Origin of the sequence: Emticicia sp. (genome assembly GCF_043780375.1) — a bacterium.
Lineage (GTDB): Bacteria > Bacteroidota > Bacteroidia > Cytophagales > Spirosomataceae > Emticicia.
Map to the genome: position 1 here is coordinate 1 of NZ_JAYWCU010000157.1, position 11,478 is coordinate 11,478.

The window sequence follows — 11,478 nt, forward strand, 5'->3', positions numbered from 1 at the left end:
AAAATTGAAAAGATACTGGAAAAATTATTATAATAAATCAACTGTAAACCTATATCAGGATTTTCAACTATAATTGTAAACTTATTTTAGGACAAGACAGATGGTAAAACATTTGCTAAAATCCAGATTCCTTTACCAAAAAACCAGCCTCCCAACAAGAATGACTTATATCGCAACTCGCATTGGGTATTCAGTATCATGCAAGCAAAAAGTGGAAAACTATGGTTCGCAACAATAGATGGTGTTTATATCTACGATGGCAAATCATTTACTCCGTTTATAGTTACTGAGGCCGCAGGTGGCTATGCGAGCACTAACAATAACGCGGAACATATTTTAGAAGATAAAGCAGGTAACATTTGGTTTGGTGGGCGGGGTAACGAAGGTGTGTATCGTTATGATGGTAAATCTGTAATCAACATTAAACTAAAAGAACTAAGTACGTTTCATTCCGATTCGATTCGAACCGGTCATAATTGGGCCTGGCCTCAATTGCAAGACAAAAACGGGGATATTTGGTTCAGCAATTGGGGTGGGGCCTACCGGTATGATGGCAAATCATTTACAAGTTTTACAAAAAACGATGGCTTATCAGGCGGAGTTACCCGAATTATAGAAGACAAAAAGGGAAACCTTTGGTTTGGTGGTGATGCTAGTGCTGGACTTAGCCGTTACGATGGTAAATCTTTCACTCGTTTTACAACAAAAGATGGACTACTCAATATCAGTATTTGGTCAATTTTGGAAGACAAAACTGGAAATCTTTGGGTGGGTACGAGAGAAACAGGTCTCTACCTTTACGATGGAAAAACATTTATGACTTATTCGGAATATAAACACTAGCCAGTAACGGACTAACAAACAAAATTTGCAACAACAAAAAAGTGAACAAAAGCAACAAACCGCTAACACGAGGTTTGCTGTTAGTGTGGCTGGACGTAGTTAGCATCGGCAGCAGTTCGCATCATTTGTAACTCTGTGCAGCACTAGTTCGGGCAAAACAAGCAACATTGAGCTAAATATGAATCAAAATGTAACCTGTGTCTGTTATAGCCCGACCCCTTGTTTGTCTTGATTCTTGCCATTTGTTTACATAAATTTGTATAAACCTATTTCATGACAAGACACATTAGGAACTGAAAAACAATTTTATAAATTTGTAATAAAAATATTACAAGATGACACATGCAGAAAAACATATAGTTGAAACATATTCAGGAATTTTTGAAAGTTTAAGCTCAGTTAGTAAACTTGAATTAATTGAGAAACTTGCCAAATCTATAAGAAAGGACACTAAATCTAAAGAAAAAGAATTCTTTAAATCATTTGGAGCTTTTGCATCTAAAAAATTGGCTGAAGAAATAGCTAAAGAAATCAAAGAAAGTAGGAAATTTAGAGTCAAAGATTTAAAGTTCTAATGATTTGCAATATTTACTTGACACGAATATTTGTGCATTTTTTCTACGTGGAAAACTCAACCTTGATGAAATATTCAGAGAAAAAGGAATTGAAAACTGCTTTATTTCTGAACAAACAATTTTTGAATTGAGATGTGGGGCTGAAAATAGCGACAATCCGAAAAAATCTCAAGAAGCGGAGTAACAGCACTTGCAAATGAACTGACTTTAGTAACAGACAATGTGAAAGATTTCAGATACATCAAAAACTTAAAAATCGAAAACTGGTTTGAAAGAAAATAGCACTTCCCCCGAAGGACAAGAGCGATGGGCAATTCAAGAATATACTTCCATTACTCCAAAAACCAATTTTAAAATGTATAATGCTTTTGCAGACAAAGATGAAAATCCTGAATTGCCAGGTTCTGATTGGGAATACAATTTCAGCGAACAAAACGGCATCACAAAAGTGAGTATTATAATTAAAAATGAATCACTCGCCCGTTTGGAAAAGATGATTAAAATGGGCTTTAAAGAAGGTTTTACTATGGCAATTGATAACTTAGAAAATTATTGGCAACTCTTTCGCAACATCAGTAGAAACAAAATTTACAATTACAATGACAACCGGGATGCTGAAAACTAAATAGAATAGCATAAAAATTATGGCACTTATCAATCCTTAGATTCACTTCACCGGAAATGCCGAAGAAGCATTTACATTTTACAAATCAGTTTAAAGAAAAAGATAACTGTTATAATAATCTCGAGCCCTATCCGAATCTCTTTACATCCATTTGTTTAACAAAATCTCTCCTTCCTCAGCAATATTTATTCGTTAATAATGCCACATTGCCTAAAAAAATGATAAACGGCTATTCAAGACTTTCAGATGTTTGTGCTTATCGAAACTCTTACTCAATTTTGTGGGGTAAAAAAACAAACACAAAATTTTGTAAAATAGTGTGATGAAAGCAAGTGTAAACACGATATATGGCCCACCCGAAGTGCTTCAAGTAATGGAAGTTGAAAAACCTACTCCCAAAGACAACGAAGTGCTTATAAAGATACATGCAACTACTGTAAACCGTACAGACTGCGGTTTTAGAAAACCTGAATATCTTGTTATTAGATTAATCGGTGGACTATTTAAACCCAGAAAAACAATATTAGGTACTGAACTGGCCGGTGAAATTGAAGCCATCGGAAGTAAAGTTACAACCTTCAAACCTAGTGACCAAGTGTTCGGTTTAAGCACTTTCCATTTTGGAACGCATGCCGAATATGTTTGTATTCCCGAAAATAAGTCGATTGCCATCAAACCAGCTAATATTTCTTACCAAGAAGCTGCCGCAACTTGCGAAGGTGCTTGGTATGCTTTGACTAATTTCAGAAAAGTAAATCTCAAAAAAGGTGACAAAATCCTTATCAACGGTGCAACTGGTGCCATTGGTTCGGCGGCTGTGCAACTTGCCAAGTATTTTGGAGCAGAAATTACGGCAGTTTGCAATACCAAGAATATAGAATTGGTAAAATCGTTGGGAGCGAATGAAGTGATTGATTATACAAAGGAAGATTTTACCAAAAGAAATGAATTGTATGATTTTGTTTTTGATGCTGTGGGAAAAAGTTCTTTCTTTAAATGTAAAAAATTGCTAAAACCCAAAGGCATTTACTTTTCAACTGAATTGGGCTATTTATCACAAAATATCTTTTTAGCTTTGATAACTCCGCTCGTTGGTGGCAAAAAAGTAACATTCCCTATACCCAAAGATACAAAGGAGATAGTACTTTATTTTAAAGATTTGGTTGAAAAAGGACATTTTAAAGCAGTAATAGATAGAGTTTACCCTTTAGAAGAAATTGTAGAGGCAACAAAATACGTTGAAACTGGTCAGAAAACAGGTAATGTAGTCATTAGTTTAGCACATCATCATAAATCTTACTGATGAAAAACTTATCACGTCGAACATTTCTAGAAAAAGTAGGTGTAGCTGTTGGGGCATCTGCTCTTGCTGCAACAATACCTTCATTTACAAATACTAATGTTTATGAAGGAAGAAAGCTAAATATTGCCCTTTGTGGTTTAGGTCGTTATGCTGGATATTTGGCAGAAGGCTTGCAAGAATCAAAATATTGTAAATTGGCAGGCATCGTAACAGGCACGCCTGCTAAGGCTGAAAAATGGCAAAAACAATATAATATTCCAGAAAAAAATATTTATAATTATCAGAATTTTGACGAAATCGTCAACAATAAAGATATTGATTTGGTTTATGTTGTTTTGCCAAATGCCTTGCACAAAGAGTATGTAATTCGTGCGGCAAAGGCAAACAAACACGTAATTGTCGAAAAACCGATGGCAGTTACTGCCAAAGATTGCCAAGAAATGATTGATGCGTGTAAAAAAGCTGGTGTACAGTTGGCAATGGGCTATCGCTTACATTTTGAGCCTTATCATATTGAACTAAAAAGGCTCGGACAAGAGAAGGTTTTCGGACAAGTACGGTTAATCGAGGTTTCGTTAGGTTATAAATTAGGAGCAGAAAACCCTAAAGACTGGCATTATGTAAAAGCCTTATCGGGCGGTGGCTCGCTAATGAATCTTGGTGTATATTGCGTTCAAGCAAGCCGTTATGTATTGGGTGAAGAACCTATTTCGGTAACAGCCCAGTTTATGCCAGTTACCAACAAAAGTTTGTTTTCAGAAGTCGAAGAGTCGATTACTTGGCAATTAGTTTTTCCGAGTGGGGCAGTTTGTACCTCTACAAGTGCCTATAATTGTGGCATTGATAGATTTTTTGCTACTGCCGACGATGGCTTTTTTGAACTCAACCCTGCCGTGAGTTATGGGCCTTTCAAAGGAAGAACAAGCAAAAGCGAGTTAAATTTCCCTGATATCAACCAACAGGCCACTCAATGCGATGAAATTGGAAAGGTATTGTTGATTAATAAACAACTCCCAAGTCATATCACAGGCGAAGAAGGGCTTAAAGATATGAAAGTATTAGAAGCAATCTATAAAGCAGCAAACACAGGCAAAAAGGTTTCAATAATTTAGTAATAACACAAATATAATATGTCTATTGATTATCGTCTCTGGACTATCAACTAAATATGAATTTCAAAGAAAACGTTAGCGAGGGGCTACGTTCCATCAAAGGGAATATGCTCCGCACGGTGCTTACTGCACTTATTATTGCCATCGGTATCACCTCATTGGTAGGAATACTAACCGCCATTGACGGAATGCAAAGTTCAGTTGATAATAGTTTTGCAGGACTTGGTGCAAACTCATTTGATATCAAAGGACCACGAATGTTCCGCCGTAGAAGTGCGGGTGTCAATGACAAAGATTATCCACCTATCGAATACCGTGAAGCAAAACTCTACAAAGAGCTTTTTCAAGGCAAAACACCCGCAACCATCAGTATTTATACGGGTGTTACGGGCATTGCTCAATTGAAATATCAGTCAATTAAGACAAACCCTAACACAATGGTACGTGGCATTGACGAAGACTACATCAATATCAAAGGTTATAAACTAATCGCAGGACGTGATATTACCGAAAATGACATCAATTTCACCAATAATGTAGTGATTTTGGCCAACGAATTAGCAACGACACTTTTTCCTAAAGAAAATCCGATTGATAAAGAAATTTCCTTGCTTGGACTCAGATTTAAGGTCATTGGAGTTTTGGAGAAAAAAGGAAGCATCACAGGCGGAGGCGACGACCGTGTGGCACTTGTACCGCTCGAAACTGGGCGACAAATCGCAGCAAATCGTAAACTAACTTTTGATATTACGACTTCAGTTCCGAATGTTTCGGACATGGATTATATTATTGGCGAAGCAGAAGCTGTAATGCGACGTGTAAGAAAAGACCCTATCGGACAAGCAAAATCATTTGAAGTAGAACGCTCCGATGCACTTGCCAAGAATTTTGAAGAGGTTACAGGCTATTTAAGAGTTGGTGGTTTTGGTATCGGAATCATTACATTATTAGGAGCAGCTATTGCATTAATGAATATAATGATGGTGTCGGTTACTGAGCGAACTCGTGAAATTGGCATCAGAAAAGCCATTGGTGCTACACCATTCAAGATTCGTTTGCAGTTTTTGATGGAAGCAATTGTTATTTGTATTTTGGGAGGAATCGCAGGAATTATCATGGGAATTGGCGTTGGAAATATTATTGCCAAGCTCATTAGCGATAAAAGTAGCTTCATCATTCCATGGGCTTGGATGCTTATGGGAATCGTAGTCTGTGTATTTGTTGGCATTCTTTCAGGGTTTTATCCTGCCTACAAAGCATCTAAACTTGACCCAATTGAATCGTTACGTTATGAATAAAATGAGAGAATAAATATAAAATACCAAATTTTATAATGACAAAAGCCCTTTCAAGACTATTTTGAAAGGGCTTTTTGATTTAAAATTGTTTTGTAAATTTACATTTGGCATAATGTTTGGAGAAGACTCTATGAATATTCCAATGATTAAGCAATGAAACCTAAGACATTTATTATTCTGCTGAGTTGTCTAAACATACTTTTAGGTACTCAAATTTATGCCCAAGAAATATTAGAACACCCAATTGCTCCTCAAAGAGAAAGTATAGGACTTTTTTTCTATGATGGCATGGCAAAAGTAAATATTGGTGGTAATTATGGTTTTATCGATCGCCAAGGGTTTCTACAAATACCTTGTAAGTACGATATGGTAACTAACTTTCAAGATGGTTTAGCTATTGTTCGAAAAAATAATAAATACAGCTTTATTCGTAATGATGGCACATTACTTACCCCTTTGATTTTTGATAGTTGCGAACCATTTTTTGAGGGCTATGCAATGGTCAGTTTACAAGGCAAGTTTGGTTTTGTTGATAAACAAGGTAAGATGATAGTACAACCACGCCATGATTTTGCAATGGGTTTTAGCAATGGTTTAGGTCTGGTTGGGCATGATGGTTTGAATGGGTATATAAATACCAAAGGCGAATTAGTCATTGATTATAAATTTGAGTTTTCATTGCCGTTCTCTGAAGAATATGCCCTATTTATGCGAGAAGGTAAATTTGGTTATATAGATATGAAAGGCCAAGAAGTTATTTCACCGAAATATGAGTTGGCAGGTTCATTTCATGAGGGTTTAGCAGCAGTAAAAATCAACAATCTTTCGGGAATTATTAATAAGAAAGGAAAATTTGTTGTGCAGCCCACTTTTCAGAATATTCGTAGTTTTAAAGATGGGGTTGCTGTGTTTATCCAAGGCGAAAAATTTGGTTTAATTAATGATAAAGGTCAAGAAATTATTTCAGCTCGGTATGAGTTATTAGGCGATTTTGAAAATGATATAGCAGTTTTTAAAAATAATTGTAAATATGGATTTGTGAACACCAAAGGAGAAGAATTCATTCCTGCAACTTTCGATAAAGCAAGCACTTTTGAACAAGGAATGGCTTCGGTAAAACTCAATGGTAAATTTCATTATATTGACTTACAAGGACGCATCGTATATACTTCGCCAAATGACCTTAAGTATGATGCAGAAAACAATGTTATTTTAGTTAATATTGACAAAAAGACAGGTTACATTGATGGAAAAGAGAAAATAATCATTTCCCTCGACGAATCATTCTCGCCAGCAAGAGTAGTACTTTTGATAAACAGCAACGAATATCTTATTAGTAGCGAAGGCACACTTACAGCGAAATAATAGACTTGTTGAAATGGGAGTTTCGATTTATAAAATCAAATCATTTTTGCTTGATTGAATCCTAAATTTGATTTCGTAGTTAAACTACAAACGAAAAGCAGGTAAAAAAAGGCTATTTTTAAACGAATAATCTTTGCAACAAGTCTAATAGTAATTTATAATTAGAAAAGCCACTTCAAGTATTTGAAGTGGCTTTTCTATTATTCTTTTAAATTATTTACAGGCTTTTCCTTCTCCGCCTTCAGTACAACAACGATTATATGATTTACTCAGAGCCTTGTATTGCTTTTCTGTCAAACTAACATATAATTTATTATAATCCCCAAGCATTACGTCTTGTTTTGTAAAATTATACGTCAAATTTACTGGAACATTGATGTTTTGGTCAGCCAAAGCAACACCATCTTTAGTACAAACTCTTAATAATTTTGAAACATCGCTACCACCAGAGGTTGTAAATTCATAAGCTGATTTTACTGGTACTTGGAAAGTGCCTAAACAAAGATATTTTTCAGGCATTTCTCCTTTGATTAATTTCCCTGTTTTTTTATAAACTCCAATGATTGTTACATCTTGCGTTGAGCTTTTTAAGCTACCATCCTGAATTTGAGTCTTACCCATAAAGTTAATTTTCTGGTCAGCACATTGTGTTTCGCCCGAGCCAAAAGCAGTAGCCATTGATTCTGTTGCTGTACCCGTCATAACTTTTTTAGCAGCGACCTCCATATTTGGTGAAGCAGTTGTTGCAACGTTTACTGACTGATATGCTTTGCTTAATGCTTTGTATTGAGCATCGTTAACATTCAAGTATACTTTCTCTCCATCGCCTACATTTACATTGTTTTTAGTGATTGTATAATTCAAGTTCATTGGCAACACCAAATTCATTAGTGCAGGGTTTGTATTGCCTTCCATACAAACTTCAAAGCTTTTAGAGAATTGAGCTTCTCCTTTCACACTAAAATCGTAAGTAGAGCGAACCGAAACTGGGTAAGAACCAAGTAAAAGTCCCTTTGTACCTTTTGAAGAAGTATTTACGGCAACAATCTCCATCATTTTACTTGTATTCATTACATCACCACTTTGTACTTGACCACTACCGCTAATATTGATAGTTTGTGTTTTACAAACCATTACTGGTACGGGTGGTACATAAGGTATTACGGGTGCAGCAATATACGAAGGAATAAAAAACGCATTACCACATTTTTTCATGATATAAAGGAAACAATCTCCACCTTTTGCATAAATTTTAAAAGTAGGAAAATCATTACCTAACCTCGACCAAGCGTATTTATGACCCTTGCCATAATTACCCATCCAACCAATAGTTCCTCTCGGAAGTATTTCTGGAATTAGGCTTTTACTACTGAATGCCGGATCGTTGAACCCAGTATAACCTAATGCTTTCAATAAATCATCAATTTCTTTTTTACTTCCATGTCTATTATTTTTATGAACTATTTTCAAATGGTTATATGCCGAAGTTCCTGTATGTTTAGGAATCTCACCAAATTGTGGACTTGTGCCCAGTCTATTTAATACAATTGGATTCCTGTGAGGGTCTCCTTTAAAAATTTGATAGGTTAATAAGTTACATGGGGAATCTGTTTGTTGGGCTTGTTGGGCAATACCTAATATGGGTAATAAAATTGCCAAAGTAAGTACGGAAATTAGTTTAGATTTCATTTTGTTAATTGTTAAGATTTCTGCTTGAAATGATACTCCAATCAGGTTCAGAAATAAAGTTACAGAAATAGTAAATAATAAAAATTTTTGCCAATTTAGAAAAAAAATAGCTTTTGGCAAGCTAAATTTTCATAAAAATATTGTTTAAACTTTTCAAAAAGTCGAAAACAGTAATTCTATGACATCATTTACAGAACATCTAATATCATAAAAGACACTTTTTAGATAAAAAGACAGATATTGAATAAGCACTCAACAATAAAATTTCATATAACATTTTTTAAAAATCATATCATTATATAAACGAAAACACTTACTTTGACGTTTAGATAGGGCAATACCTAAACTTACTAATCTAAAATTAATATTTTTTTTATTCTTATCATATTTATCATTTTTAACTTATGAAAATTCATAAAATACTGATAGTCTGCACTTTATTTTTCTGTCAGAGTATTCAAGCTCAAACACCGAGCGTATCAAAATACGACAATCGAGATGCATTCAATCCTTTATTTAACTTTATGCCAGGCACTGCCTTTCGTAGTGGAACTGGAGCTCCAGGCCCGATGTATTGGCAAAATAGAGCTGATTATAAAATCAATATTAAACTTGATGAAGCAGCAAACACGCTCACTGGAGACGTTGAAATAACATATAAAAATAATAGCCCCGACAAACTTCCTTTTTTGTGGTTGCAGTTAGACCAAAACCAATTCAACGATAATTCGAGAGGGGGCAAAACTACACCAATTTCTGGTGGACGTTTTGGTAATACAGGTTTTGATGGTGGCTATGTAGTACAGTTTGTCAGTGTCGATAAAGAAATTAAAACTGGCAAAAAAGCTACAACTCGCTCAGTTTATGCCGAACATTTGACCGACGATACCCGTATGCAAATTCGCTTGTCAGAACCGATGGTTTCGGGCGAAGAAGTGAAAATAAAAATCACTTATTCGTTTAAAATTCCACGCTATGGTTCAGACAGAATGGGCAAACAAGAAACCAAAGATGGTATCATTTACGAAATTGCACAGTGGTATCCTCGCATGGCTGTTTACGACGATGTAGAAGGCTGGAATACTTTGCCGTATTTGGGTGCAGGCGAGTTTTATTTAGACTATGGCGATTTTGAATATAATGTTACTGTGCCATCTACTCATATTGTGGCAGGTTCGGGCGAATTAATAAATGCTAATGAAGTTTTGACAGGCGAACAAATCAAACGTTTGAACGAAGCTAAAAATAGTGACAAAACAGTTATTATTAGAGGAAAAGATGAGGTAAATGATGCCAAGTCTCGTCCACGTACTGATGGCATGCTCACTTGGAAATTTCGTTGTAAACAAGCACGTGATGTAGCTTGGGCAAGCTCAAAAGCTTTTGTTTGGGATGCGTGTAAAATCAATTTGCCAAGTGGCAAAACCTCTTTAGCTCAGTCGGTTTATCCTGCCGAAAGTGCCACCAACGATAGCTGGGGACGCTCATCTGAATACGTAAAAGGTTGCATTGAGTTTTATTCAAAATATGTGTATGAATATTCTTATCCTTCGGCAACCAATGTTGGTGGTGTAGTAGCAGGAATGGAATATCCAGGCATTGTTTTTTGCGATTATAAAGACAAAAACGAAAGTCTGTGGGGCGTAACTGACCATGAATTTGGGCATAATTGGTTTCCGATGATTGTTGGGAGCAACGAGCGTAAATATGCTTGGATGGACGAAGGTTTTAATACTTTTATTAATTCACTTTCAACCAAAAACTTTAATAATGGCGAATATTATAGTCCAGAAAATGTCCGTCAAATGACTCCATATTATTATGACCGTGACCCAATTGCTAATATTCCTGATGTGATTCAGAGTAATAACTTAGGAATTGCGGCTTACATGAAACCTGGTTATGGACTTACGATGTTGCGTGAAATAGTTTTGGGAGAAAAACGCTTCGATTATGCTTTCAAAGAATATGTCAATCGTTGGGCATTTAAGCACCCAACACCGCTTGATTTTTTCCGTACAATGGAAGATGCCGCAGGTGAAGATTTAGGTTGGTATTGGAAAGGTTGGTATTTGAACGATTGGAAAATTGACCAAGGGGTAAAAGATGTGAATTATGTACAGCAAGATGCCAGCAAAGGCTCGGTCATAACTATCGAAAATATGGAAAAAATGCCAATGCCTGTTACACTCGAAGTCAAAGAAGCAAACGGCACTAAAAATCGAGTAACATTACCTTACGAAATTTGGCAACGTGGTAGCACTTGGAGTTTTAAATATAATTCTACCTCAGCCATCGAATCGGTTACAATTGACCCAGACAATAAATTGCCCGACACCAATACTAAAAATAATGTGTGGAAACCTTCTAAATTTGGTAATCCGCAAGCGAATTAAGAATTTTCTTAATTAATAGACTTGTTTCAATGGAAGATTATTTGTTTAAAAACAGCCACTTCGATGTATTTCAAAGTGGTTGTTTTGTTGTGTAATATCAAATATTCAGATGAAAAATCAACTATAATTTTAATTTATTTGATATTTTTTTTGCAGTGAAGGGTTTTATTGATAATAGACTTCCTGCGAAAGTGTTTTATGATTGAAAAATAGTAGATTTTCAAGCGAAAATTGAGGGAATTTTGAAAGCATAGCACCGCTACGGTTGAAAA

10 protein-coding genes are annotated in these 11,478 nt (G+C 35.5%); 9 read left to right on the forward strand and 1 reads right to left on the reverse strand.

Annotated features, from left to right (window positions below; all coding sequences use genetic code 11):
- The first annotated feature begins 198 nt into the window (after positions 1–198).
- From ACH2CJ_RS12455 to ACH2CJ_RS12490, 8 genes are all read left to right on the forward strand, one after another.
- Positions 199–843, forward strand: a complete 645-nt coding sequence (locus ACH2CJ_RS12455) for a two-component regulator propeller domain-containing protein (protein ID WP_394993137.1) — start codon at positions 199–201, stop codon at positions 841–843.
- 335 nt (positions 844–1,178) lie between these two features.
- Positions 1,179–1,418, forward strand: a complete 240-nt coding sequence (locus ACH2CJ_RS12460) for a hypothetical protein (RefSeq protein ID WP_394993138.1) — start codon at positions 1,179–1,181, stop codon at positions 1,416–1,418.
- A gap of 4 nt (positions 1,419–1,422) precedes the next feature.
- Positions 1,423–1,602, forward strand: a complete 180-nt coding sequence (locus tag ACH2CJ_RS12465; protein ID WP_394993139.1) for a hypothetical protein — start codon at positions 1,423–1,425, stop codon at positions 1,600–1,602.
- Positions 1,603–1,686: 84 nt separating this feature from the next.
- Positions 1,687–2,043: an SRPBCC domain-containing protein gene (locus ACH2CJ_RS12470; protein WP_394993140.1), complete on the forward strand. Its 357-nt coding sequence runs from the start codon at positions 1,687–1,689 to the stop codon at positions 2,041–2,043.
- 322 nt (positions 2,044–2,365) lie between these two features.
- Positions 2,366–3,346: an NAD(P)-dependent alcohol dehydrogenase gene (locus tag ACH2CJ_RS12475; protein WP_394993141.1), complete on the forward strand. Its 981-nt coding sequence runs from the start codon at positions 2,366–2,368 to the stop codon at positions 3,344–3,346.
- On the forward strand, positions 3,346–4,458 hold the full coding sequence (locus ACH2CJ_RS12480; protein ID WP_394993142.1) for a Gfo/Idh/MocA family protein: 1,113 nt from the start codon (positions 3,346–3,348) through the stop codon (positions 4,456–4,458). The genes ACH2CJ_RS12475 and ACH2CJ_RS12480 overlap by 1 nt, the downstream gene beginning before the upstream one ends.
- Before the next feature lie 56 nt (positions 4,459–4,514).
- On the forward strand, positions 4,515–5,756 hold the full coding sequence (locus tag ACH2CJ_RS12485; protein ID WP_394993143.1) for an ABC transporter permease: 1,242 nt from the start codon (positions 4,515–4,517) through the stop codon (positions 5,754–5,756).
- 153 nt (positions 5,757–5,909) lie between these two features.
- On the forward strand, positions 5,910–7,121 hold the full coding sequence (locus ACH2CJ_RS12490; RefSeq protein ID WP_394993144.1) for a WG repeat-containing protein: 1,212 nt from the start codon (positions 5,910–5,912) through the stop codon (positions 7,119–7,121).
- A 213-nt stretch (positions 7,122–7,334) separates the two neighbouring features.
- Here ACH2CJ_RS12490 and ACH2CJ_RS12495 read toward each other — a convergent pair whose 3' ends face one another.
- Entirely contained in the window at positions 7,335–8,810 is a 1,476-nt protein-coding gene (locus ACH2CJ_RS12495; RefSeq protein ID WP_394993145.1) for a hypothetical protein, read from the reverse strand.
- A gap of 404 nt (positions 8,811–9,214) precedes the next feature.
- Between ACH2CJ_RS12495 and ACH2CJ_RS12500 the strand changes: the two genes are divergently transcribed.
- Positions 9,215–11,206, forward strand: a complete 1,992-nt coding sequence (locus tag ACH2CJ_RS12500; protein WP_394993146.1) for a M1 family metallopeptidase — start codon at positions 9,215–9,217, stop codon at positions 11,204–11,206.
- Positions 11,207–11,478 lie beyond the last annotated feature (272 nt).

Excerpts from the sequence above, each read along its gene's own strand:
- ACH2CJ_RS12455 (WP_394993137.1), top strand. The coding sequence starts at position 199 with ATGCAAGCAAAAAGTGGAAAACTATGGTTCGCAACAATAGATGGTGTT.
- ACH2CJ_RS12460 (WP_394993138.1), top strand. The coding sequence starts at position 1,179 with ATGACACATGCAGAAAAACATATAGTTGAAACATATTCAGGAATTTTT.
- ACH2CJ_RS12475 (WP_394993141.1), top strand. The coding sequence starts at position 2,366 with ATGAAAGCAAGTGTAAACACGATATATGGCCCACCCGAAGTGCTTCAA.
- ACH2CJ_RS12480 (WP_394993142.1), top strand. The coding sequence starts at position 3,346 with ATGAAAAACTTATCACGTCGAACATTTCTAGAAAAAGTAGGTGTAGCT.
- ACH2CJ_RS12485 (WP_394993143.1), top strand. The coding sequence starts at position 4,515 with ATGAATTTCAAAGAAAACGTTAGCGAGGGGCTACGTTCCATCAAAGGG.
- ACH2CJ_RS12490 (WP_394993144.1), top strand. The coding sequence starts at position 5,910 with ATGAAACCTAAGACATTTATTATTCTGCTGAGTTGTCTAAACATACTT.
- ACH2CJ_RS12495 (WP_394993145.1), bottom strand. The coding sequence starts at position 8,810 with ATGAAATCTAAACTAATTTCCGTACTTACTTTGGCAATTTTATTACCC.
- ACH2CJ_RS12500 (WP_394993146.1), top strand. The coding sequence starts at position 9,215 with ATGAAAATTCATAAAATACTGATAGTCTGCACTTTATTTTTCTGTCAG.